The sequence below is a fragment of the Novosphingobium aeonii genome, from assembly GCF_052279045.1.
Lineage (GTDB): Bacteria > Pseudomonadota > Alphaproteobacteria > Sphingomonadales > Sphingomonadaceae > Novosphingobium.
This window is the reverse complement of record NZ_CP176832.1, coordinates 1420565-1445313: the sequence shown is the minus strand read 5'-3', so window position 1 is coordinate 1445313 and position 24749 is coordinate 1420565. Positions and strand designations below refer to the sequence as shown.

The window sequence follows — 24749 nt, the reverse complement described above, 5'->3', positions numbered from 1 at the left end:
TCAGTTCCGGGAAATCTGGGAGGAGTGCGCGTCGCCCATGGCAACGGGCTCGGTCTTCTTGGGCTCCGCGGCCTTCGGCTCGGCAAGAGCCTGCTCGCTCTTGCCGAACAGCGGCAGCGATTGCGGAGCCTTCATGCCGGCGCCGGTCAGCGAACGCAGGCTGTCGGGCGCCTTGACCGTATGGTCGGGCGCGGCGCCGGGCATCTGGCGGCAAAGCGCGCGGACCCAGGCCAACTCGCGCTGGATGGCGGCCGAAGGATTGGCGTTGGCGGAAGCAGCGGCTTCGCGGCCGCGCTTGTCGTAAGTCAGCATCTCGACATTGCGGATGCCGGCCTTGCCGAGACCGCCGCGCGCATCGAGCGCCATCATTTCGCTCATGCACATCTTGCCCGGCTCGACGCACATGTCGACGATGGCGTCATAGAGGTCGGGCGAGACCGAGGCGTAGCGGATGACCGAAACCTTCTCGCTCGGCTTTTCGAGCTGGAGGTAGGCAGTGCGGTCAAGCGTGCCGCCGGCAGTGCCGCCGTTGGCCGATTCGCCGCCGGCCTTCACGCCCTGCGCCCACTTCGCGAAGTCCGCATCGGAAACCGCGTGCGTGGCGAAACGCATGTTGGAGAAGCCCGCGCCCGAATAGTTGGCGGAGAAGCCGACCGTCTCGATCGGCTTGTTGATCACGGCGTGCAGGCGCGTTTCCATGCCCGGCATCGCGTAGATCTGGCCGGCCATGGCGGGCACGTAGAAGGAGTTCATCACGCTCGACGAGGTGATCTTGAACTGCAGCGGACGCCCGGTCGGGACGACCAGCTCGTTGACCGTGGCCACGCCCTGCTCGGGGTAGATGAACAGCCACTTCCAGTCGAGCGCGACGACTTCGACTTCCAGCGGCTTGGCATTGGCGGCGACCGGGGTGGTGGCGTCAATGCGGCCGATGGTGCGGTAGGGATCGAGAAGGTGCGTGGTAACCCAGGTCAGGGCGCCCAGGCAGATGATGATAAGGAGCGGCGCGGTCCAGATCAGCAGTTCGAGCTGGGTCGAGTGATCCCAGTCCGGTTGATAGTCGGCCTCCTTGTTCGACGCGCGATAACGCCACGCGAACAGGACCGTCGCGATCATGACGGGGACGATGATCAGCAGCATCAGCAGCGTGGAGATGACCACAAGGTCCCCCTGCTGACGTGCGACATCGCCGGCCGGATCGAGCACGACGGTGTTACAAGCGGAAAGCGCGCCAGTCAGGGACAAGGCGGCAAGGACTTTGGCGAGCGCGGTCAGCTGCCGCGGCTTCGGTCTGGACTCGGGTGGGCGCATGGGTGGAGCGCCTAGGCCGATGCCGCGAGTGCGAACATAGGACATTTTGTCCAATCCCCTTGAAGCCGGACAATGACGATACGCCCCCCATTATGTAGCCGGGCGTTTCGCGCGCCCGCCTTGATTCGTCCACGCGCGGAAGGCTGTATCAGGACCGGCCGCTCGCGGACCCGAAACGAAGGCCGCAGAATCGAAATGACCAGCACTCCCCAATCCGGCGAAGCCTTGGGCCAGTCCCGCGAAGCCTTGGGCCTGCCGACTTTCAAGGAGCACCATCAGCCCTCGCCCGGCGAGATCGCGATCGGTGTCATCATCGGGCGAACCTCGGAGTTCTTCGACTTCTTCGTCTATGCCATCGCCTCGGTGCTGGTCTTCCCGAAGCTGTTCTTCCCCTTAGTCGATGCGCTGACCGGCACGATCTACTCCTTCGCGATCTTCGCGCTGGCGTTCGTCGCCCGCCCCTTCGGCAGCCTCGTGTTCATGGCGATCGACCGCGCCTACGGCCGCGGCACCAAGCTGACGATCGCGTTGTTCATGCTCGGCGGGTCGACCGCGGCGATCGCGTTCCTGCCTTCCTACCAGACGGCAGGCAGCACCGCGATCACCCTGCTCTGCCTGTTCCGGCTCGGCCAGGGCTTCGCCCTCGGCGGCACCTGGGACGGCCTTGCCTCGCTGCTCGCGCTCAACGCACCTGAAGGCAAGCGCGGCTGGTATGCGATGATCCCGCAGCTCGGCGCGCCGTTCGGCCTGATCGTGGCCAGCGCCCTGTTCGCCTTCATGATCGCCACCCTCCCCGCCGAGGACTTCCTCGACTGGGGCTGGCGCTATCCCTTCTTCGTGGCCTTCGCGATCAACGTCGTGGCGCTCTTCGCGCGCCTTCGCATCGTCGTCACGGACGAGTTCGAAAACCTCTTCGTCAGCCGCGACCTGCAGCCCGCCGCCGTGTCCAGCACGATCAGCCGCGAATGGCGCACGATCGTGATCGGTGCCTTCGCACCGCTCGCCAGCTTCGCGATGTTCCACATGGTGACCGTGTTCCCGCTCTCGTGGGTGTTCCTGTTCACCGCCGATTCGCCGATCGGCTTCCTGCTGATCGAGGCGCTGGCCGCTGCCTTCGGCGTCGTCGCCGTGATCGCCTCGGGCCGCATCGCCGACCGCTTCGGCCGTCGTAACCTGCTCGGCACCTGCGCCGTGGGCATCGCGATCTTCTCGGGCTTCGCGCCGCAGCTGCTCGATGCCGGCCCGGCCGGCGAGATCGCCTTCATGATCATCGGCTTCGTGCTGCTCGGCCTCGCGTTCGGCCAATCCTCGGGCGTCGTCGCCTCGGGCTTCTCGAGCGAGCACCGCTATACCGGCTCGGCGCTCACGAGCGATCTTGCCTGGCTGTTCGGTGCCGGCTTCGCCCCGCTGGCGGCGCTGCTGCTGTCCAGCAACTGGGGCCTAATCGCTTCGGGCGGCTACCTGCTCTCGGGCGCGATCGCCACGCTGGCGGCGCTCTGGCTCAACAAGGAGCTGGCCAGCCGCAACTAACGGCAAGCCATCGCTTCGGAATTCGGGAAAGGGGGTGCTTCGGCGCCCCCTTTTTCTTTGCGCCACGGATCAATCGTCCGTGCGATCCATTTTCGCAAAACTCGAAATAGAAGGCATATTTCAACAACTTACCCGATGTTTGAGCGAGTGTTCAAATAACGCCATGCCGTAGTTTGGCAGAAATGAAGCCATTTCATTTGACAGAATCGGGGGTCAGAACGCACCCAAACTCCCAATCGAAAAGCAAAATATCCGGAGGGAGAGTAAATGCGTTCTTTCAAGCAGCTTCTGCTGTGCTCGGCAGGCTTGGCCAGTCTTGGCAGTCCCGCGTTCGCGCAGGAGCAGCCGGATGATTCCACGCACGTCAACGAAGCGAACGTCATCATCGTCCAGGCCCGCCGCCGCGACGAAGACGTGCAGGACGTTCCCGCCGTCATCGACACCGTCACCGCGGACGACATCTCCAAGCTGAACCTGCGCGACTTCCGCGAGGTTTCCACGCTCACCCCCGGTCTCCAGCTCGATACCAACGCCAACGGCATCGGCGGCAACGCCAAGATGCGCGGCGTCAACTTCGACGTGAACGCCAGCGGCAACAACCCGACCGTCGAATTCTACATGAACGACGCGCCGATCACCGCCGGCGTCGTGCTCCAGCAAATGTACGACATCGGCCAGATCGAAGTGCAGCGCGGGCCCCAGGGCACCCTGCGCGGCCGTGCATCGCCGTCCGGGTCGATCACCGTCACCACCAAGAAGCCGGACCTCTATTCGTGGGGCGGCGTGGTGGACATGACCGCCAACGACATCGGCACCATGAACTTCAAGGGCGCGCTCAACATCCCGGTGATCGAAGGCATAGCCGCGATCCGCGCCGCCGGCGTCTGGGACGAGAACGAGGTGGACCGCGTCCACTCGATCTACAGCAACCGCGATCCCTTCGCCCGCACCAAGAGCGGCCGTATCTCCGCCCTCGTTACGCCGACCGACTGGCTGCGCTTCGAAGGCATGTACCAGCGCCTTGATCGCAACCAGCGCAGCTACGACCAGATCGCCTCGTTCTCCGAGGTCAATCCCGATGCGATCGAGAGCCCGGTCTACATCTCCTCGAAGGACCGCCTCTCGAACTACGAGAGCCCGCGCCTCGTCAGCCAGGTGTTCGACGTCTACAACTGGCGCGCAGAAGCCAGCGGCTTCGGCCAGCGCCTGATCTACCAGGGCCAGTACTACACCCAGAAGATCCACTCGACCGAGAACTTCGACCGCGGCAACCTCTTCGAAGGTGACGTGAATCAGTTCACCGACACCCGCTCCACCTCGAAGTCGCACGAAATCCGCCTGCAGAACGAAGAACGCCTGTTCGACATGGTCGATTACGTGGTGGGCTTCTTCGACAGCCGCAACAAGCCGCACACCGATCTCACCAACCCGACCATCGTGGCCCTGCCGGAAGTGTTCGGCGGCGGTATCGCACAGTTGGTCCAGACCCCGATCACCAGCCAGGGCAAGACGCACGAACAGTCGTTCTTCGGCAACCTGACCGTGCACATCGGCGATGCCACCGAAGTCTCGGGCGGCCTGCGCCGGATCGACTACAAGGACGAAAGCCAGCTCATCGTCAACGGCATGACGATCTCGAACAACGTGCAGTCGGCCAAGAAGTGGATCTACAACGGCTCGCTCAAGCACAACTTCACGCCGGACCTGATGGTCTACGTGGGGACCGGCAGTTCGTGGCGCCCCGGCATCAATGTCGTCGGCGACTTCAACATCGCGCAGTCCGACCTCGAAAAGTCGTTCCTCCACCTGCCGGCGGAAACCTCGAAGTCGTATGAAATCGGCATGAAGTCCACGCTGCTCGACGGCCGCATGCGCTTCAACCTCACGGCCTATCACCAGAAGTTCAAGAACTACCCCTACCGCGTGCCGGGATCGGGCGTGTTCTTCATCAATACCGTTGCCCTGCGCGATTCGGCCGGAAATGTCACCGGCACCGCCCAGCAGGTCAGCAACTTCAACTTCGCCGGCGCCGTGCCGGTGGAAGTCAACGGCATCGAAGGCGATGTCTCGTTCGACGTCATGCAGGGCTGGACCCTCGGCGCGTCGGCCAGCTATTCGATGGGCAAGATCAAGGGCGGCACCGTCCCCTGCAACGATCTCAACGGCGACGGCGTGCCGGACGCAACGACCAGCGCGCCCTCGCTCGACGACCTGATCGGCGCCGTCGGTTCGAACAACATCGCCGCCTGCCAGGTCTCGCAGCGTTCCTCGTTCATGGCGCCCTTCTCGGCCACCGCGCAGAGCGAATACGCGTTCCCCGCCTTCAGCGGGACCGACGCCTACCTGCGCGGCATCGCGACCTATACCGGCAAGTCGAAGGGCGATCCGGGCAATGCCTGGGACAACGTCGGGGCCTATGCCCTGGTCAACCTCTTCGCTGGCCTGCGCGCGGATGACGGCGCCTGGGAAGTGGGCCTCTATGCCAAGAACGTCTTCGACACGACGAAGACCCTGACCCGTACCAACCCGCTGTTCACCTCGTACCAGCAGCTTGGCTTCGCCGGACAGTTCGATCCCACCACCGGCCGCCCGATCTTCACCGGACCGACCGCCGCCACGGGCACGAGCACGTACACCGGTGTGACCACCACCGCCCCGCGCGAGTTCGGCATCAACGTGCGCTACGCTTTCGGCTCGCGCTGATCGCACAGGCCGGATGAAAAAAGGGGGCGGCAAGGTCACACCTTGCCGCCCCCTTTTCCGTTTGCCTTGCCGGCGCGTCAGGTCTGCTGCCAGCTTCCACCAAGCGCCCGGAACAGATCGACCTGCGCGAAAGCCACCGCACGGGTCGCCGCTGCATAGTCCGCTTCGGACTGTGCAAGGGTACGCTGGGCATCGAGCACGTCGAGCGAATCGATCTGCCCCCTGCTCTCGCGCGCCAGGCTGACGTTGGCCGCGCGCTCCGCCGCATCGCGGGCGGAAGCGAGGCGCTCCTTGCGCAACAAGGCATTGCGATAGGCCGAAAGCGCGGTCTCGGTTTCTTCCAGCGCCCGCAGCACGGTGCCGTCGAACGTGGCGAGATCGGCCTTGGCATCGGCCTTCGCCCCGCCGATCCGTGCCCGGATCGCTTCCTGGTTGGGGAACGCCCAGGAAATCATCGGCCCGAGCAGCCAGCGCAGCGGGCCGCCGCCGAACACGTCGGTCGCGCCGACCGCAGTGGTGCCGATCGAACCGCCCAGCGTGATCTTCGGATAGAGATCCGCCGTCGCCACGCCGACGCGCGCGGTATCGGCGGCAAGACGGCGTTCGGCCGCCTTCACGTCGGGACGGCGCGCCAGCAGGGTCGCCCCGTCGCCAACCGGAATCGCACGGCTGACGTCAGGAGTCGTCGTGCGGGTCCGCGCCGCTTCCGGCAGGTCCTGCGGCGTCCGCCCGGTCAGCGTCGCGAGACGGAACAGCGCCGCGTCGCGGGCTGCCTGAAGGCTCGGGATCATGGCCGCCTGCTGCTCGCGCAGCTGGGTAACGCGGATCACGTCGAGCTTCTGGTTGAGCCCCCGCTCGAAACGGGCATTGGTGATCCGCGCAGAACGGTCGAGCAGGTCGACGGTTCGCTGGGCGACGCCGAGCTGGTCGGCGGCGCTGGTGGCATCGACATAGGCCCGCACGGTGTCGGCCACGACCGTCACCCGCACCGCGTCGGCATCCTCCTGCGCAGCGGCGAGATCGGCGCGAGAAGCCTCGATCCCGCGTGAAACCCGGCCGAACAGGTCCAGTTCGTAGCCCACCGAGAACTCGCCGTCGACGCGGCGACCTTCACGGTCGTAGCCCGGCAGGACCTGGCTTTCCGAAACCCGGCCATAAGTGCCGCTGGCATCGATGTTCGTCTGCGGCAGGCGGTCGGAACGCGATCCGCGCAGGCTGGCCCGCGCCTTCTCGATCCGGGCCACGGCCACGCGCACGTCGGTGTTGGCGGCGAGCGCATCGGCAACCAGACCGTCAAGCACCGGGTCGTTGTAGAGCCGCCACCAATTGTCATTGGGCGCGGCGGCGGTGACTTCGGCAGTCTGGACGCCCACGAAGGGCGCCGCTGCCGCGACCGGCGGCGTCGGCGCGACATAGTCGGGTCCGACGGCGCAGGCCGAGAGGGCGGTCGCGGTGAGAAGTCCCGCAACCAGGTTCTTGATATTCATGGACATCATCCGTCCTTTCATTCCGCCGGAACCACCGCGTGGCTCTGGTGATGCGGCGCTGCCGGGTTCCGGCGAAGCGCTGCTGCGAGCTTGCGGCAGACGACGTAGAAGGTGGGCGTGAACAGCAGGCCGAAGCCGGTAACGCCGGTCATCCCGAAGAACACCGCCGTGCCCAGCGCCTGCCGAAGCTCGGCGCCTGCCCCATCGGCGATCACCAGCGGCACCGTGCCGAGGATGAAGGCCAGCGAGGTCATCAGGATCGGGCGCAGGCGGGTGCGGGCCGCATAGACGGCTGCCTCCACCGGCGAATAGCCCCGCTCCTCTTCCGCCTGCTTGGCGAATTCGACCACGAGGATCGCGTTCTTGGCGGCAAGGGCAATCAACACGACCAGACCGATCTGGGTGAGGATATTGTTGTCCATCCCCCTGAGGTTCACGCCGGTCATCGCGGCGAAGAGGCACATCGGCACGATCAGGATGATCGCCAGCGGCAGGGTCAGGCTTTCGTATTGGGCGGCGAGAACCAGGAAGACGAACAGCACCGCCATGCCGAAGACGATTCCGGCGGTATTGCCCGCAGTGGCCTGCTGATAGGCGATGCCGGTCCACTCGGTGTCATAGCCGGTGGGCAGGGTTTCGCCCGCGATCTGCTCCATCGTCGCCAGCGACTGGCCCGAGGAATAGCCCTTGCCGTAGCTGCCGTCGATTTCCACCGCCGGGTGCAGGTTGTAGCGCACCACGCGGTAGGGGCCGGTCTGGTCCTTGAACGTCGCGACCGAGCCGACCGGAACCATCGCGCCCGATTCCGAGCGGGTCTGGAGGTTGGCGATATCCGCGGTGGAACCGCGATAGGCCGCGTCAGCCTGCGCGGTGACGCGATAGGTGCGTCCCAGCAGGTTGAAGTCGTTGATATAGGCCGAACCGAGGTAGACCTGCATCGCCTCGAAGATCTTGGCCGGAGAAACGCCCAGCATGTCCGCCTTGCGGCGGTCGACGTCGGCATAGACGCGCGGGGTGTTCATGGTGAACAGGGTATAGACCTGGCTCAGTTCGGGGGCCTGGTTGGCCTTGGCGATCAGCGCGCCGGCAGCCTTCTGAAGCTCGGCCAGACCGCGCCCTTCCTTGTCCTCCACGACCATGCGGTAGCCACCCGGGGGGACGATGCCGTTGATGGTCGGCGGCGGGATCAGCAGGACCTGCGCCTTGTCGTAACCCTGCATCGCGGCCTGGGCCTGGGCCATGATCCCTTCATAGGTCACGCCCAGCTGTTTGCGCTCCGCGAAGCTCTTGAACGGGAAGTAGATGGCGGCGGCGTCAGGCGCGGCCGTCTGCGAGGGACCGTGGAAGCCGGCGAACATCACCGCGCCGCGCAGGCCCTTGATCGGCAGGATGCGCTTGGCGACTTCCTGCGTCACTTCGTCCGTACGCGTGAGCGAGGAGCCCGGCGGCAGGAAGATCGCGGCAAGGAAATAGCCTTGGTCCTGGTTCGGGATGAAGCCCGCAGGCGTCGCCCAGAACATGCCAACGGTGGCGGCGATGAGCGCGGCATAACCGGCCATCATCTTCACCGGGCGCTTGACCAGCGTGAGAGTGAGGCGGGCATAGCCGTCGCTCATCCGGTCGAAGCCGCGGTTGAACCTGTCGGCGGCGCCTTGCAGCGTCCGCTTCCAGCGCGGGGCGCCCTCCGGCAGGGCATGGCGTTCGCGCAGCAGGATCGCGGCGAGCGCCGGAGACAGCGTGAGCGAGAGCACCAGCGAGATCACCGTGGCGGTGGTGATGGTGACGGCGAACTGCTTGTAGAACTGGCCCGACATGCCGGTGATGAACAGCGTCGGCACGAAGACCGCGCAGAGCACCAGGACGATGGCGATCAGCGCGCCGGTCACTTCGTCCATCGAGCGGCGGGCGGCCTCCAGCGGAGACATGCCCTCCTCGATGTAGCGTTCCACGTTCTCGACCACGACGATCGCGTCGTCGACGACGATGCCGATGGCGAGCACCAGCCCGAACAGCGAGAGGTTGTTGAGGGAATAGCCGACGGCCGCCAGCATGATCGCGGTGCCGACCAGCGAGACCGGGATCGCGATGATCGGAATCACCGCCGCGCGCCAGTTCTGGAGGAACACCAGGATGACGAGGACGACGAGGATCACCGCCTCGAACAGGGTGTGGTACACCGCGTCGATCGACTGGCCGATGAACTCGGTGGGGTTGTAGATGACGGAATAATCGAGGCCCTTGGGGAAGGCCTTGGCAACGTCGTCCATCTCGGCACGCACGGCCTTGGCGGCATCGAGCGCGTTCGAGCCCGGGCGCTGGAGCACGGCGATCACGACCGTGGGCTTGCCCGAGAGGTAAGTGTTGGTGGTGTAGTCCTGCGCGCCCAGTTCGACACGCGCCACGTCGCGCACGCGGACCTGGCGGCCTTCGGCATCGGTGCGCACGACGATGTCGCCGAACTGCTCGGGCGTGGTCAGGCGGCCCTGCATCTCGACGCCGACCTGATAGGCATTGCCCCGGTCATAAGGCGGCGCGCCGATCGCGCCCGAGGAGACCTGCACGTTCTGGGCCTTGAGCGCATCGACGATCTCGCCCGCGGTCAGGTTCATGGCGGCGGCCTTGGTGGGGTCGATCCAGATGCGCATGCCGTAGTCGCGCGAGCCGAACAGCTGCACGTCGCCCACGCCGTCAAGGCGCGAGAGCCGGTCCTTGACCTGCGTGAGGGCATAGTTCGACAGGTAGTCGCGGTTGAACGTGCCGTCGGGAGACTGCAGGTTCACCACCATCAGGAATTCCGGCGAGGTCTTGCGCGTCACCACGCCCATTGCGCGCACGGCGTCGGGAAGACGCGGTTCGGCAATGGCGACGCGGTTCTGTACCAGAACCTGCGCGGCATCGAGGTCGGTGCCGATCTTGAAGGTGACGGTGATCGTCACCTTGCCGTCGCCGGTGGACTGCGATGACATGTAGAGCATGTCGTCGACGCCGTTGATTTCCTGCTCGATCGGAGCGGCCACGGTGTCGGCGACGGTTTCGGCGGAAGCGCCGGGATATTGGGCGGTCACCGTCACCGTCGGCGGGACGATGTCGGGATACTGGCTGACCGGCAGGCCGAAGAACGCAAGCGCACCCACCACGGTGAGGATCACCGCGATGACGCCTGCGAAGATCGGCCGGTCGATGAAGAACCGGGAAAATCGCATGGGAATATGCCCCTGTCACGGGGAGCGGTCACTCAGGTCGAGGACCGCTCCCCCGATGGGTGAATGTCAGTTGGCGAGCGTGGCCTGCGCGGCAATCGGCGCATTGGGGCCGGAGGCGACATTGGCCGCCTTGGGGTCCACCGCGATCTGGCCGCGGCGGGTATTGACCTTGGCGCCGGCAATGGCGGCCTGGTAGTTGGAGATGACCACGCGGTCCGCAGGCGCAAGGCCCGAGCGGATGACACGCAGCCCGTCCACCAGCGGGCCGAGTTCGACCGGCTTGGCCGCGACCACGCCGTCCTTGCCCACCGTCAGCACGACCTTGCGCGCCTGGTCGGACTGGATGGCGTCGTCAGGCACCAGCATGGCCTTGACCGTGCCGCCTTCCGCCAGACGCATGTTGCCGAACATGCCCGGCGTCAGGAACCCGTCGGAATTGTCGAGCACGGCGCGCACGCGGATCGTGCCCGAGCGCGGGTCGAGGCCGTTGTCGGTGAAGTCCAGCTTGCCGTTCCAGCGGTACTGGGTCTCGTCCTGAAGGCGGACCTGCACGTCGGCGGCGCTCTTGTGCTCGGCCTTCTCGCGCTGGGTCTTGAGGAACAGCGCTTCGGAGGCATCGAACGTGAAGTAGATCGGGCTGACCGCGTTGATCGTGGTCAGCAGGGTGGCGCCGGTGCCGTTCTCACCCGAGACGAGGTTGCCCACGTCCACCCGGCGGTCGGAAATGCGGCCCGAGATCGGCGCGCGCACGGTGGCGAATTCGACATCGAGCGAACGCTGGCGCACGCGGGCCTCGGCCCCCGCCAGCGCGGCGGTGGCGGCGCGGACCTTGGCGCGAAGCTGGTCGACCTCGCTGGCGGCCATGGCCTCGTCACCCTTGAGCCCGGCAACGCGGGCATAGTCCGACCTGGCGAGGACCAGAGCGCTCTGGGCGGAGGCGACTTCGGCCTGCGCCTCGGCCAGGGCGGCGCGGTAGGGGCGCGGGTCGACGGTGAACAGCGGCTGCCCCTCGCGGACGAAATCGCCGTCCTTGAAGAAGAGCTGCGTGATCGCGCCCGAGACGCGCGGACGCACTTCCACCGATTTGCTGGGTGCGAAGCGGCCGACATAATCGTCCCATTCGGTCACGTCGCGGATCAGCGGGGTTGCGGCCTGAACGACGGCAGGCGCCATCGGCGCCGCGTCGGCCTGCGTATGGCTGAAGGTCTTCCAGCCGATGCCGGCCACCGCGATCAGCGCGATGGCGGCAATGGCGACGTGTCGTCCGCGGCGAGGACGGCTGGCCTGGCTGCCATCGGGCAGTTCGGCCTCCGTCGCCGTCGCGGCGAGCGTTTCTGGAGATACGGGGAAATTCACGCGGCAAGCCTCCGGAACGGGGCGCGGGAGCGCCCGATAAAGTCGATGACGGCGCCGATCTTGGCCTCGCTGTGGCCGGCCACGCGGGCTTCCTTCATCACGGAAGCGGGCAGCGTGTAGCCATGGTGCCAGGCCTGCACGGCCAGGCGGCGCAGCGCCTCCAGTTGCTCGTTGGCGAGCATCGGGGACGGCGGCTGCGGGCCGAAGATCAGGCGGGCGAACCAGCCGCGCTTGCGCTGCGGCCGGAGCGTGGCGAGGCCATCCTCGCGCGCCAGCTCCACGATCCTGCGCTCGAAGCGCGAAAGGGGTTCGGAAACGGCGCCGAAAGGAGTCTCGGCAGGAATGGGGCGCCCGGAAAAGGCGGAAGTTGCGGGCAGCGCCTGGAGCGCCGCATCGGTAAAGTCGATGAAGGCCATGTTTCGTGCTCCCTGAAAGTGCCCGGCGCGCGCCCTCGGGACAGGAGGGGGAAAGGGCGCGCGCCGGGGCGTTCCGGCGCAAGGGGCGTCGGAAAGTCTTCGGGCACAGGCGGACACCACACGAACATCCGATTTCCATCGAAGTCCTGCATGCCGACTGCACGGGTTCGTTTTTGTATGGAGCCACCTGCGGGGGGACAGGCAGCACCGAGGGCCGACCGGCATTCACCGGCCGCGGAAACTTGGCCCCCGAACTCCCATCAAGCGGCGAGTCGGGTTACCTCGTTCTGTACCAAGCGGTATATATTGCGGTGCGGTATCTCGTCAAGCGACTTTCTGTACCGCTTGGTAAGATTTGTTCGAAAGCGCCCTTTTCAAGGGCCTGAACGCCAGTTGAATGAACTTTTTTCAGGCGGCACGAAGGTTTTGCGAGCCACCGTGCGCCGTAAAGGTCCATTTTGCCGATCCGAAGGGAGAACCGAGTCGGAGCCCGGCTTTCCGGGAAGGTGGCCGGGACACGTGCCCCGAGGCGTTTACCGCCCGGGCCACATCGTCAGGTAGGTATCGACCACGCCCTTCAGCTCCTGCGCACAGGAGCCGCCCTGGGCCTTCACCGACATGCCCTGAAGCACCGTCGTCAGGCATTGCGCCAGGCAGCGGGGGTCGACGGTTTCGGGAAGGTCGCCCTCCTCCTTGCCGCGCGCGAACCGTTCGATCAGGGCGTCTTCGGTGGCGATGCGGCGTTCCGTCACGAAGTCGCGGATGGAGGGATCCTCCATCGTGCAGGTGACGGTGGACATCACGCCCAGGCACCCGTGTGGATCGCTGCCGCCGCAATGCGTGGTGATCGCGCCGTTCAGCAGCCTTTCGGCAACACCGCGCGCGGTGGTCGCTTCCAGTGCCTTGCCGACATAGGCCAGCTTGTCGCGCTCGTAGAGATCAAGCGCCTTCTTGAAAAGCGCTTCCTTGTTGCCGAAACAGGCATAGAGGCTGGGCTTGGTGATGCCCATGGCCTCGGTCAGTTCCGCCATTGACGCGCCTTCGTAGCCGCGCTGCCAGAACACCCGAAGCGCAGCCGTCAGGGCTTCTTCAGGGTCGAACTCGCGCGGGCGACCCCGAGTCGATGTGGGAGCTGAACATTTCATACCGGTCGGTATATAGGTAGGAGGCTGCTGTCCGTAAAGTGTCACGCTCGCTCACAGACCGAGCGTGACATGCAACGGCAAGGCGCCCTGTTCTCTAACCGACGCCCTGTTTACCGACGCCTTCTTAACCGACGAACGCGCGTTCGATGACGAAGTCGCCCGGCTTGGCGTTCGAACCCTCGGTGAAGCCCCAGGATTCGAGGTCGGCCGAGAAGTCCTTGATCATGTCCATCGAGCCGCAGAGCATCACGCGGTCGGTCTCGGGATTGAAGCGCGCATCGCCCTTCAGGCCTTCGAACAGGCGGCCGCTTTCCACCAGCGCGCCGATGCGGCCGGTGGTGTGGAACGGTTCGCGAGTGACGGTGGGCACGTAGGAAAGCTGCACCAGTGCCTGCTCGGCAACCAGCGGATCCTCGGCCAGCTGGCTTTCCAGTTCCTCGCGGTAGGCAAGGTCGCTGACGCGGCGGACGCAGTGGACCACCACGATCTCGTCATAGAGATCATAGACGTCCGGGTCGCGGATCAGCGACATGAACGGCGCAAGGCCCGTGCCGGTCGAAAGCATGAACAGGCGCTTGCCCGGCAGCAACGCGTCGGTGACGAGCGTGCCGGTGGGCTTGCGGCCAAGATAGATCTGGTCGCCCGGCTGGACGAGCTGGAGGCGCGAGGTCAGCGGGCCGTCCGGCACCTTGATCGAGAGGAATTCGATTTCCTCGGCCCAGGAAGGGCTGGCGATCGAATAGGCGCGCAGCAGCGGGCGCTTCTCACCCTGGAGGCCCAGCATGACGAACTCACCCGAGCGGAAACGGAACGATGCCGGACGCGACATCGTGAAGCTGAACAGGTGCTCGTTCCAATGCCGGACAGTAAGAACTTCCTCGACCGTCAGGGCGGCAGTGGGTTCAAGAGTGGGCATCACGGCCTGACCGTCGCTCATCAATTCATTCCTCGGGTGGTAGAGTGGCAAAGCCCAGACAGGCGCGAGCCCGCAGAGTCAAGGCAGTTTTCGGTGCGTTTCGCGGAAACGGCAACGGCCCGCGTGCTTGCGTAGACCGCAAGGCCGGCTTCCCTCCGCGCAATCTGCACGCGGTGTCCGCGCATAGCAGACGCATTCGCAGGCGCAAGCGCCCGGTGCCGGGAGGTGCCGAAATGGTTCATGGGCCGGAGGTTCCGCCTAGTAGCCGTCCCGCGCCGCCATGCAACGCAATTGCATTTTCACGGCCGAAAGCCAGACTTGGCGCCCGCGCGGCCATCAGCCGTCGAGCCGGTAGGTCATCGGCACGAGGAACCCGCGCTGCGAGGAGGAAAGGCCGCGCGGCGGGCGCGGATAAGGCACCGCCTCGCGAATCTGCTCCAGCGCCAGCGCGTCCAGCGCGGCATGGCCGCTGCTCCGGGCGAGTTCGGCGCGCTCCAGCCGTCCATGCTCGTCTATCAGGAGGCGAACCAGCGCGGTCCCTTCGCGGCCTTCGCGCGCGATCCGGCCGGGATAGCCCTTGTGGCGGCCGATCCACGTGAACACGCGGCGGGCATACGTATCCTCGCCCCGGCTGCCGCCGGATGCCGTCGCGGCGGCCTGCGCACGGCCTGCCCCCTCGCCGGACGCCGCGCCGCTAGCGGCGCCCTCGCCCGAAGAGGCGGAAACCGGGGCGGCGGGCGGCATCGCCGGCGAAGCTGCCAAGGCCAACTGCGACAACCGGATCGCAGGCGCCGCCACCGGCTGGACGGTCACCACCTGCGGACGGGCAGGCGCGACTGCCGCCAGTTCGGCTTTCGGAGGAGGCGCCAGCGCCGGACGTGGCGGCTCGCTTTGCGCCTCCTCCTTGCGCGCGGTTTCCTTGCGGTCCTCGTCCCGATGCGACAGGTCCACCGCGCGGAACGATACGAGCCCCGCGCCGCGGCCGGGGGCACCCACGGGCTGGCTCGCCCCGAAAGCACTCCAGGCGAGCGCGAAGACCACCGCGTGGACGGCGCCGGTCATCGCCAGGGAAAGAGGTCGTGAGGAAATCATTGCGCGCCGCCTAACAGTACTGCTATCGACTCGCAATAGCATACTAAGGAGCCCCGATGATTTCGCGCCGGTTCGAACGGGTCGCCCTCTCCGTCAATGCGGCCTTCGCGCTGTTCTGCCTGGCCAGTGTGACCAACCTGCTCTGGCTGGCGGGCCATCGCGGCAATGCGCCCGAACATGAACTGGTCGCGGGCCTCGCGCTGCTGACGATGCTCTGGCTCGCCAATGCCGCGCGCCTTGTGTGCCCGCTGCGCCGCCGCGCGCTGCCGCAAGCGCTTCTGAACGGCGCCGCGCTGCTTCTCGGCGTGCTCGGACTGCTGGTCGGCTTCGCGGACCCGGTAGCCTGGCTGGCACCGCTCGTGACCCTGCCGCCGGCCCTCACTTACCTCTGGGCCAGGCACGCTAGAGCGTCCTGAGAAACGCCGCCAGCGCGGCCTGTTCCTCCCGGGTAAGGTCAAGCCTGAACACCAGCGGATCGGGCCGGGGCGCAGGCGCCCTGCCCGGTTGCTGCGCCCGGTCCCGCCCTCCCCCGCCATTGTAGAGCGCCACCACGTGCTCCAGCGTGAGGAACAGGCCGTTGTGCATGTAAGGCGCGCTGCGGCTCACCCCCAGCAACGAGGGCGTGCGAAAGCGGCCGACATCGGCCGGATCCTGCGTGACCTCATAACGGCCGAGATCCTCGCGGGCGCGGCCGTAGAAGCTGATGCCGAGATTGTGAAACCGACCGTCGCTCAGCAGCGGGCCGTTGTGGCAGGCAGCGCAGCCTGCCTTGGTGCGGAACAGGTGCAACCCTTCGAGTTCCTGATCAGTCAGCACCGCGACCCCGCGTTCCATGACCCGGCTCCAGCGCGAGCGCGGCGGCCGCAAGGTCCGCTCGAAAGCGGCGATGGCAGCGGCGGCATCCTGCAAGGTCACGCGGCGATGGCCATTCAGCGCCTCGAAGGCCGACCGGTAGGTCTCATCCCGGTTGATGCGCGGCTCGATCAGGCGTGCGGTGCCCGCCATCTCCTTGCCGTCGAGCACGGGGTGGATCGCCTGATCCTCCAGCGTCGCCGCGCGGCCGTCCCAGAACAGCGGGGTCATCCAGGCGGCGGCGTAAAGCGACTGGGCATTGCGCCGCCCCCGCTGGCGGTCATGGCCGAACGCGGTGCGCAGCCCGTCGGCCATGCCCAGCTCCGGGCTGTGGCACGAGGCACAGGCGATCTGGCCGGATCGTGACAGCGCGGGATCGTCGAACATCCGCCTGCCGATCTCCGCCAGCGCCTTTTCGCGGGGCGAGGCTTCGGGGAGCCGGGGGAGCGGGCCGAACTCGGCGAAGCGGGCCCCCTCCCCCAGGCGCGGACGAGGCCAGGATTCCGGCTTCCCCGCATAGAGTGCCCGCAGCGCCCCCGCTGCCGGCGCTCCCTCCCCCACCGCTCCCTCCCCCACCGCCCCCTCCCCCGCCACCTGCTGCGCACGCCCGGCGACACTCCCCCCGATCACGAGAATCGCGAGCGTCATGACAAGGCGCGGCAGCAGCTGGAAACGGGACATGGAGCGGGTCAGAACCGGTAGTTGAGACCGACCCAGAACGAGCGCCCATACTGATAGGGCTGTGAAGTGGCCGTGCTGTTCGGCGAGGGTATCCGGTCGAACAGGTTCGCCACGCGCAGGTCGGCAGTCAGCACGCCGTAGCTGGAACGGATGAGTTCGGCCTGCGCATTGAGGTTCACGTCGATCGAGCGCGGATACTTCACATAGTCGTAGAGATCGTAGGCCGTACCGTCGATCGTCTCGCTGCGGCCGGTATCCTCGATGCGCTTGAACTTGTCGGTATAGCGCACGTTGACGTTGGTGGTGATCCGATCGCTCAGCCAGAGCACGGTCCAGGTCATGTTGGCCATGAACGGCACCGCCATGTCGTCACGCTGGGTCAGGCTGACGATATCGGCAAGTGTGACGACCTTGCCCTGGAACGCCACGAACGGGTTCTCCACCAGATCGTCGGAATCGACGAGATACGTGTCGTTGCTCGAGGTGGTCTTCGAGAAATTGGTGTTGAACGCGAAGGAGTGCTTGCCGAAAGTGCGGGTCCACTCGAACGAGAGCCCCCGGTATTTGCTATAGCCCTCGTTCGTGACGAAGTAGTTGGTATAGGTGGTGGTATTGCCATTGGCGAGAGTGGTCGTCAGCGTCTCGGCGGAACGGACGAACTCATCATTCCCTTCGCGGTAGATGCCCTTGACCCTCAGGCTTCCCCCCAGCACGCGCGCCGAAAGCGCGGCGGACAGTTCGTCGGAATAGGGCGTCTTCTTGTCGCCATCCGAATAGCTGGCGGAATGGCTGGTGGAATAGAGATACCAGTCGCCGTCAGTGTAAGTCGTGATACCACCGCTGGTCGTGCCGTTACGGCGATAGACGAAGTTATCGGGGTACTGTTCGCGCAGGGCATAAGCGAGCATCGAACGTCCGTAATAGCGGTTCGCACCCAGGGTGAAGCTCCACCCGTCCCACGGCAGGGCATAAGTGGCCGAAAGGCGCGGCGAGAAGTTATGATTGCCCAGGAAGCTCTCGTAATCGTAGCGAAGACCCGCGCGCAGCGAGAAATCGCCAAGATCGGCGCTGTATTCCGCCCAGCCCGCCACGCTGTCGAGGTTCACGCGGGCACGGTAGGCCGCATAGAGCGAATATTGCGTAAGCGCATATTCGCCGGCAACGCAGGTCAGGCTGTTCGCATCGCCGCACGCAATCGTGGCCGCCGCACTCTGCGCCGTTCCACGCGAATAGGCATAGTTGTCGGCGGGACGGCTTCGCATCGCCTCGATGCGCTGATAATCGAAGCCGATCGCCAGACGGCCCGGTCCCACGGGCGCCGACCACCGCCCGGTCAGGGCGTAGTTGTTCTGCCACTGGTCGACATCGCCGAATCCGCCGATGGTGCAGTTGGTACCGGTGCAGACGCCGCCGTTTTCGGTCCACGAAGGAATCGAATAGTTGTTGGCCGATGCATCGCGGCTGGTGTCGCTGTGCGAGAGGCTCGCCGAGATCGACCAGTTCGTGGTGCCCGACTTCGCGAGTTCCAGCCGGCTGGTAATGCCGCCGCCGTGCGAGGTCACCTTGTTGTCTATGCCGCTGGCCGAGGACGACTCGCTTTCATAAGGCGTATAGACGAACTGCCCGGTCAACTTCAGGTCGCCGGCGAGGTCTGCCTCGGCCTTGGCAAGGAAGTTATCGCTGACGCTGGACTGGCCATAGCGGGTGCTCCCGTAGTTCGCGCCCCGCGTGTATACGACATCGGCACGCGAACGGTTATAGCCCAGCAGCAGGCCGACATTGCTGCTTACCGGCAAGTCGACGGTGGCACCGAAGCGCCACTTCTCGAACGACGGCTTTTCGGGAAGATCGCCATCCAGCGACTCGCGCGAACCGTCCGAGAGCTTGTAGTGCGTGAGCGCATCCGAACTGTAGGAGACCGTGCTGGTGAAGCCGAACTCCTTCTTGGGAGACCGCGTCTTGATGTCGAGCGCGCCGCCGGTGAAACGGCCATATTCCGCCGAAACGTTGGAATCGCGCAGGGTGATCTCACCAATCAGGTTGGTATCTACCCAAAGCGACTGCGCGCTGGCGCCGGTCGGTTCGGCGAAGTGCTGGGGGTTGGACTGGGTGATATCGACGCGGGCATTGGCGTCGACCCCGTCGAGCGTGATGAGGTTCTCGTAATAGCGCCCGCCCGAGATCGAGATATCGGAAGGCCGGATATCCTGGATGTCCTCTTCGGTCGCCATGTACTCGTCGCGGCGGAACTGGACGGTCGGCAGGGCTTTCAGAAGCTGGTTGGCGTCGCCCGAACCCGGCGCACGGGCGCGGATTTCCTTTTCGGTGATGCGCGTGGTGCCCGCCTCCGCGCCGGTGCCCATGACATAGCTCTCATCGGCGCGCTCACCATCGGCGACGACTTCCGGCAACTGCTGTTCGGCAGCGCCGCCGACGGACTGGTCCTGCGCATGGGCCTGGATGGAAGGCACGGCCACAGCCGCTGCGAGCAGCGCCCGCGCGAGAGTAAGATGCATTGAGCGACCCCTGTTGTTCGTTGGGGGCGGCCTCTAACCAGACGCCTGCGTTATTGCAAGCGATTCTCAATATCATTTCAGGGCTATGCTTGCTCTTCCTGCATCAGCCCATGCGCTGCGCGCTCAACCGCCCCGTAACTGGGTGCGCAGCGCTTTCAGTTCGCGATTGAGATCGGCGATACGGTCTATCGAAACCCCGGTCGCCTCCACCAGTTCGGCCGGCACGCAGCGCGCCTCCGCCGCAGTGGCGCGGCCCTTGTCGGTCAGGGTGATCCGCACGACGCGCTCGTCCTCGGTCGAACGCCGCCGTTCCACCAGCCCTGCCGCCTCGAGTCGCTTCAGCAGCGGGGTCAGCGTGTTCGATTCGAGAAACAGCTTCTCGCCCAGTTCGCTCACCGTCTGCCCGTCCTTCCGGGCAAGACCGAGAATGGCGAGATATTGCAGGTAGGTCAGGCCCAGCCGGTCCAGCAGCGGCTTGTAGATCCGGTTGAAGGCGAGCCCGGTGGAATAGACCGAAAAGCACAGGAAATCCTCGAAGGGGTCGAGAGCGTCTTCCGGCGGCGATGAGGGTGTCTGGTCCATGGCCTCAATATAAATCGCGCGCGATTGAATCGCAATGCTTGACACTGGCACCCGACTCACGCATTTATATCGCACACGATCTAATCACTAACGATGTAAATGGAGGAACCCGATGTCCATCACCCCGATCTACAAGACCAGCGCCACCGCAACCGGCGGCCGCGACGGCAAGGCCCGCACGGACGACGGCGCTTTCGAAGTCACGCTCGGCACGCCGAAGGAACTGGGCGGCAACGACCTCGGCAACAATCCGGAACAGCTCTTCGCCTCGGGCTACGCCGCCTGCTTCCTCGGCGCGATGAAGTTCGCCGCCAGCCAGGACAAGAACCTCCCCCGCGTGCCCGCAGACACCACCGTGAACGCCACGGTCGGCATCGGTCCGCGCAGCGACAAGGGCTTCGGCCTGTCAGTCGAACTGGTTGTCACGCTGCCCGGTGTCGAGCGCGAAGCAGCCGAAGCGCTGGTCGCCGAAGCCGACACCATCTGCCCCTACAGCCATGCCGTTCGCGGCAATATCTCGGTGTCGCTCTCGGTCGCCTGAACGGCGCTCAGTCCCCTTTGTCCCAGTACCTTTGTCCATGCCGGGGAGCAGGTCTCCCCGGCATGACATTTCAACAATCTGGAACAATTCGAACCAACTTATCCCGATACCCTGAAAGCCTCGAAAAGAGGAAGAAGAGGCCAGCCCAGACGCAGCCAGGAAAGTCCCCCGCCATGTCCCGCTTTTTCGAACCCATCCACGACCGTGCCAGCCGCCTCGCCGACGCCGCCCAGCCGGTCATCATCGCCATGGGAACCGCGGGCCTGACCGGCGGCGCCATGGCCGCTCTCGCCCTCTTCACCGACCGTGCCATCCAGTCCCGCGCCGCGGCCAACGCCGCCCGCTGAGCAAACCCGCCACTCCTCGCATCCAGCATGAGGGCAGAGGCTTTCCCCGAGGCTGCGGACAGTCTATCTGTCCCCGCGAACAAGCCACCATGCCTCCGTCCGCGCCCTCTTCCCCCACCCGATCGGGTCTCGAAGCGACTTTTCTCGAGAATCGGGACAAGCTGCTGCACTTCCTGCACGCCCGCGGTGCGGGAGATTCGGCGGAAGACCTGGTGCAGGAAGTCTGGCTGAAGATTTCGCGCAGCACCCCCGGCCCGGTGGCCGCCCCGCTTTCGTACCTGTTTCGCACCGCCGACCTGCTGATGATCGACCGGTTCCGCTCCGCCCGCCAATCCGGCCACCGCGAACGCGACTGGACCGATGCCAACGCAGACGAAGCCGGCGCCTCTCCCGAACCTTCGGCGGAACGCCGCCTCGCCGCGGCGCAGGAGGCCGGACGCGTGCTGTCCCTGCTGGAAAGCCTCGGTCCGCGGGCCTCGGCGATCTTCCGTCGCCACCGGATCGACGGGCTGGCGCAGAAGCAGGTCGCCGCAGAACTCGGCGTGAGCCTCAGCACGGTGGAAAGCGATCTGCGCGTAGCCTATCGGGCCCTCACCGAATGGAAGGAACGCAGCGATGAGGCCTGACGCCGACAAGGCCCGCGCCGATCGTCTCCGTCTTCGCCGCAGAAGGAGCGCGCGATGACTGAAGACGACAAGATTCGAGCCGAGACGCTCGATGCGGCGCTGGACTGGGCGCTGCGCACCGGCGATCCGGGATTCGAGGACTGGGAAGGCTTCACGCTCTGGCTTGGCGAGAATCCTGCCCATTCCCGCGCCTATGACAGGGTTTCGGCCGCAGTGGCGGAGGGCGCCGAACGGATCGCATCGGCCCGGCCGGCGAACGACGATGCCCTGGCCGCTCCCGCGGTGGCGCCGCGCCGCTCCGCCCGTCCGTGGATCGGCGGCGCCATGGCCGCCTCGCTTGCGCTCGTCGCGGGCCTCTGGATGTGGCAGGCGGGCAGCCGCGATCTCTATCGGATCGAGACCGCGCCCGGCCAGGTCCGCACCGTCTCGCTGGACGCGCAGACCCGCGTGGACCTTGCCGGCGGCACCGCCATGGAGTTCGATCGCAAGGACCCGCGCTTCGCCCGGCTCGAAAGCGGACAGGCGCTCTTCACCGTCCGCCATGACGAGGCCCACCCCTTCAGCGTGGCCGTTGGCGAGGACACGCTGGTCGATGTCGGCACCGTGTTCGACGTGCGCCATGACGGCGGCGATCTCAGCGTGGCGGTGTCGGAAGGCGCCGTTCAGTTCAATCCCAGGGCGCAGGACCTGCGCATCTCGCCCGGCGAAGTTCTCCAGCGGCACGGCAAGTCCGGAGACTACACGCTCGGCAGGATCGCACCCGAACAGGTCGGCGAATGGCGCGAGGGCCGGGTGACGTTCGACGAGGCGCCGCTGGGCAAAGTCGCCGCCGATCTCGCCCGCGCGACCGGCGTGGCCTATGCCGTCGCGCCCGGCAGCGCGGAGCGGAAAGTCTCGGGCTCCCTGCTCGTCGCCCCGCTGCGCAGCGATCCCGCCGCGCTCGGCCCGCTCCTCGGCGTCGCGGTTCGCGCCGAAGGACAACGCTGGATGATCGGCGTCCCCTGATCGTGAGAGGTGCGGCCTGGCTTCTGGCGGCCGTTGCGGCCATGCCCCTCCCCGCCCTCGCCAGAGAGGCGAGCGTGACGACGCGCGCCGGCACCGCAAGCGAAGCCGCGATCGACCTCGCCCGCCAGACCGGCACCAGCATCGTCATCGCCGATCCCGCCATCGCCCGCCGCTCGATCCCCGCACTGCGCGGGCGCATGGAGGTTTCCGAAGCGCTGAACCGGCTGGCCCGTTCCGCCGGCGCCCGCGCCGTCCCGGTCGGGCCTTCCGCATGGCGGCTGGAAGCGGCGCCCCCTGCCGTGGCGATCACCCGAACCCGCCGCGACGCAACCCGCCCGGCACAGGCGGCGCCGCCTGCCGAACCGCACGGCGAACCTATCGTGGTGCAGGCCACCAAGCGCGACTTGCGCATCGAGGACGTGCCGGGCCAGCTCGCCATCCTTGACGGCAAGGCCCTGGAAGCCGGCGGCGTCGGCGGGACCGAGAAGATCACCCGCCAGCTCGCCACGGTGTCCTCCACGCACCTCGGCAGCGGACGGAACAAGCTGTTCATTCGCGGCATCGCCGATTCCAGCTTCACCGGGCCGACCCAGGCCACCGTCGGCCAGTACCTCGGCGACATGCGGCTGACCTACAATGCGCCGGACCCGGACCTGCGCCTGTCCGACCTTGCCCGCGTGGAAGTGCTGGAGGGTCCGCAGGGCACGCTCTACGGCGCCGGATCGCTGGGCGGCATCATCCGGCTCGTGCCCAATGCCCCGGTCATGGGCGAAACCGGCGGCTCGGTCATGATCGGCGGCTCGCTGACGCAGCACGGCGCACCCGGAGCCGATGCCAGCGCCACCGTGAACCTGCCGCTCGCGGGAGAAAGCGTGGCCCTGCGCGCAACCATCGATTCCGCCAGCCTCGGCGGCTATATCGACAAGCCGGAGCTTGGCCGCAGCAACGTCAACCGCACCGATATCCTCGGCGGCAAGCTGGCCCTGCGCGCGCATCTCGCGCCCGGCTGGACGATCGACCTGATCGGCCTCTCCCAGTCCACCGAGGCGGACGACAGCCAATATGCCGACCGCGACGGCAAGCCACTGGAAAGCTCGGCCCGCGTGGCCGAACGCGCCAACGCGCACTACACGCTGGGCCAGTTCGTGGTCTCCGGCCGCATCGGCGATGTGAACCTGCGGTCGACCACCGGGATCGTCAGCCAGGACCTCCACGAACGCTACGACGCCAGCGAGCCCGGCGGCCCGCCGCGCCTGTTCTCGCAGGTCAACGAAACGCAGATGATCGTCCACGAGACCCGGATCTGGCAGCGTGAGCGCCGCGGGTTCGGCTGGCTGCTGGGCGCAAGCTACACACACAACCGCACCACGCTGAACCGCAGCTTCCAGACGCCGCTGCTCGACGCACGGACCGCCGCAACCGGCGTGGGCAACACCATCGACGAAGTCACGCTCTACGGCGAGGCGAGCCTGCACCTCATGGGTCCGCTGGCCGCCACGGCTGGCGGGCGTTTCACCCGTTCACGGCTGAGCGGCGACGGCGAGGATATCTCGCCCGCCAAGGCCATGGCGCTCATCGCCAATGGGGTGACCGCGCAGCGCTCGCTGAACACGTTCCTGCCCTCGTTCGCGCTCAATGCCCGCTTCTCGCCCGAAGATTCGTTCTACCTGCGCTATCAGGAGGGCTTCCGCCCCGGCGGCTTCGCGATCGAGAGCGACACCGTGCGGCGCTTCCAGAGCGACCGTACCGGCACTTTCGAGATCGGCGCGCGCCACGGCCGCGCGGGCAGCAGCCCCTTCGACCTTTCGATGAGCCTGTCCTACACCCGCTGGCGCGACATCCAGGCGGACTTCATCGACAATTCCGGCCTGCCGAGCACCGCGAATATCGGCGACGGGCGCGTCTGGTCCGTCAGCCTGTCGGGCGGCCTGCTGCTGGCACCGGGCCTGCGCGTGGAACTGGGCGCGACATGGAACGAAAGCAAGGTGGACGAACCCTCGCCCAGCCTGCTCCAGTACGTCGCGCTCTCCGCCGCCCAGGCCGCCAGCTACACGCAGGCCGATCTTGCGCGGGCCGTGGCGATGCGGGCCATGCAGGTGCCGAACATCGCCCGTTTCGCCGGTCATTCGGGAATCGCCTGGACGCATGAGTTCGCGGACGGGGACTGGGGCCTGACCGCCAATGGCTGGGCGAACTACCTCGGCCGCTCGCGCCTCGGCATCGGGCCGGAACTGGGCGAGCCGCAGGGCAACTACCTCGACAGCGGCTTCGACATCCGCTTCGGCACATCCAGCTACGGCGTGACGCTCAGCGTGACCAATCTTGCCGACGTGCGCGGCAACCGCTTCTCGCTCGGCACGCCCTTCAGCATCGGCCGTGATCAGGTGACGCCGCTGCGCCCGCGCACCGCCCGTATCGGCCTCGACGCGCGTTTTTGAAT

19 protein-coding genes are annotated in these 24749 nt (G+C 66.4%); 8 read left to right on the top strand and 11 right to left on the bottom strand.

The window, feature by feature from the left end; all coding sequences use genetic code 11:
• Positions 1-1311 carry a ubiquinol oxidase subunit II gene (gene cyoA / locus ACLIMP_RS07185; protein ID WP_324698460.1) on the bottom strand — a complete coding sequence of 437 codons (1311 nt, stop codon included), beginning with the start codon at positions 1309-1311 and terminating at the stop codon, positions 1-3.
• A 195-nt stretch (positions 1312-1506) separates the two neighbouring features.
• On the opposite strand from cyoA, the gene ACLIMP_RS07180 reads away from it, so the two are divergent.
• Complete coding sequence (locus ACLIMP_RS07180; RefSeq protein ID WP_443478138.1) at positions 1507-2841, top strand: MFS transporter; 1335 nt, start codon at positions 1507-1509, stop codon at positions 2839-2841.
• Between the two features lie 267 nt (positions 2842-3108).
• Positions 3109-5544 carry a TonB-dependent receptor gene (locus ACLIMP_RS07175; RefSeq protein WP_185997877.1) on the top strand — a complete coding sequence of 812 codons (2436 nt, stop codon included), beginning with the start codon at positions 3109-3111 and terminating at the stop codon, positions 5542-5544.
• 77 nt (positions 5545-5621) lie between these two features.
• On the opposite strand, the gene ACLIMP_RS07170 is transcribed toward ACLIMP_RS07175, so the two are convergent.
• The 7 genes from ACLIMP_RS07170 to ACLIMP_RS07140 form a co-directional block, all read right to left on the bottom strand.
• Positions 5622-7031 (bottom strand): TolC family protein, encoded by a 1410-nt coding sequence (locus tag ACLIMP_RS07170; protein WP_324698456.1) that lies wholly within the window; start codon positions 7029-7031, stop codon positions 5622-5624.
• Positions 7032-7048: 17 nt separating this feature from the next.
• The gene (locus tag ACLIMP_RS07165) at positions 7049-10234 is read right to left on the bottom strand and encodes an efflux RND transporter permease subunit (protein WP_443478137.1); all 3186 of its coding nucleotides are present in this window, start codon (positions 10232-10234) and stop codon (positions 7049-7051) included.
• Between the two features lie 66 nt (positions 10235-10300).
• Complete coding sequence (locus tag ACLIMP_RS07160; RefSeq protein WP_491716056.1) at positions 10301-11536, bottom strand: efflux RND transporter periplasmic adaptor subunit; 1236 nt, start codon at positions 11534-11536, stop codon at positions 10301-10303.
• Between the two features lie 50 nt (positions 11537-11586).
• Positions 11587-12006: a hypothetical protein gene (locus ACLIMP_RS07155; protein WP_054440165.1), complete on the bottom strand. Its 420-nt coding sequence runs from the start codon at positions 12004-12006 to the stop codon at positions 11587-11589.
• Positions 12007-12539: 533 nt separating this feature from the next.
• A complete protein-coding gene (locus ACLIMP_RS07150) occupies positions 12540-13151 on the bottom strand; it encodes a TetR/AcrR family transcriptional regulator (protein ID WP_054440163.1) in 612 nt (203 codons plus the stop codon).
• A gap of 124 nt (positions 13152-13275) precedes the next feature.
• Complete coding sequence (locus tag ACLIMP_RS07145; protein WP_132469033.1) at positions 13276-14088, bottom strand: ferredoxin--NADP reductase; 813 nt, start codon at positions 14086-14088, stop codon at positions 13276-13278.
• A gap of 315 nt (positions 14089-14403) precedes the next feature.
• Positions 14404-15159 carry an energy transducer TonB gene (locus tag ACLIMP_RS07140; RefSeq protein ID WP_324698448.1) on the bottom strand — a complete coding sequence of 252 codons (756 nt, stop codon included), beginning with the start codon at positions 15157-15159 and terminating at the stop codon, positions 14404-14406.
• Between the two features lie 56 nt (positions 15160-15215).
• On the opposite strand from ACLIMP_RS07140, the gene ACLIMP_RS07135 reads away from it, so the two are divergent.
• Positions 15216-15575 carry a hypothetical protein gene (locus ACLIMP_RS07135; RefSeq protein WP_324698446.1) on the top strand — a complete coding sequence of 120 codons (360 nt, stop codon included), beginning with the start codon at positions 15216-15218 and terminating at the stop codon, positions 15573-15575.
• On the opposite strand, the gene ACLIMP_RS07130 is transcribed toward ACLIMP_RS07135, so the two are convergent.
• The 3 genes from ACLIMP_RS07130 to ACLIMP_RS07120 all read right to left on the bottom strand — a co-directional run bounded on the left by ACLIMP_RS07130 (position 15562) and on the right by ACLIMP_RS07120 (position 19790).
• On the bottom strand, positions 15562-16692 hold the full coding sequence (locus ACLIMP_RS07130) for a cytochrome-c peroxidase (RefSeq protein ID WP_324698444.1): 1131 nt from the start codon (positions 16690-16692) through the stop codon (positions 15562-15564). The genes ACLIMP_RS07135 and ACLIMP_RS07130 overlap by 14 nt on opposite strands.
• A gap of 8 nt (positions 16693-16700) precedes the next feature.
• On the bottom strand, positions 16701-19208 hold the full coding sequence (locus tag ACLIMP_RS07125; RefSeq protein ID WP_324698442.1) for a TonB-dependent receptor plug domain-containing protein: 2508 nt from the start codon (positions 19206-19208) through the stop codon (positions 16701-16703).
• Between the two features lie 123 nt (positions 19209-19331).
• Positions 19332-19790: a MarR family winged helix-turn-helix transcriptional regulator gene (locus tag ACLIMP_RS07120; protein ID WP_185997885.1), complete on the bottom strand. Its 459-nt coding sequence runs from the start codon at positions 19788-19790 to the stop codon at positions 19332-19334.
• A 112-nt stretch (positions 19791-19902) separates the two neighbouring features.
• Between ACLIMP_RS07120 and ACLIMP_RS07115 the strand changes: the two genes are divergently transcribed.
• The 5 genes from ACLIMP_RS07115 to ACLIMP_RS07095 all read left to right on the top strand — a co-directional run bounded on the left by ACLIMP_RS07115 (position 19903) and on the right by ACLIMP_RS07095 (position 24747).
• Positions 19903-20331: an organic hydroperoxide resistance protein gene (locus ACLIMP_RS07115; protein WP_054434663.1), complete on the top strand. Its 429-nt coding sequence runs from the start codon at positions 19903-19905 to the stop codon at positions 20329-20331.
• 173 nt (positions 20332-20504) lie between these two features.
• Positions 20505-20678, top strand: coding sequence for a hypothetical protein (locus ACLIMP_RS07110; RefSeq protein ID WP_156336406.1), 174 nt, complete (start codon positions 20505-20507; stop codon positions 20676-20678).
• An 89-nt stretch (positions 20679-20767) separates the two neighbouring features.
• Positions 20768-21304, top strand: coding sequence for an RNA polymerase sigma factor (locus ACLIMP_RS07105; RefSeq protein WP_443478136.1), 537 nt, complete (start codon positions 20768-20770; stop codon positions 21302-21304).
• Between the two features lie 54 nt (positions 21305-21358).
• Entirely contained in the window at positions 21359-22309 is a 951-nt protein-coding gene (locus ACLIMP_RS07100; RefSeq protein ID WP_324698436.1) for a FecR family protein, read from the top strand.
• A gap of 41 nt (positions 22310-22350) precedes the next feature.
• A complete protein-coding gene (locus ACLIMP_RS07095; protein WP_443478135.1) occupies positions 22351-24747 on the top strand; it encodes a TonB-dependent receptor in 2397 nt (798 codons plus the stop codon).
• The last annotated feature ends 2 nt before the right edge of the window (positions 24748-24749 follow it).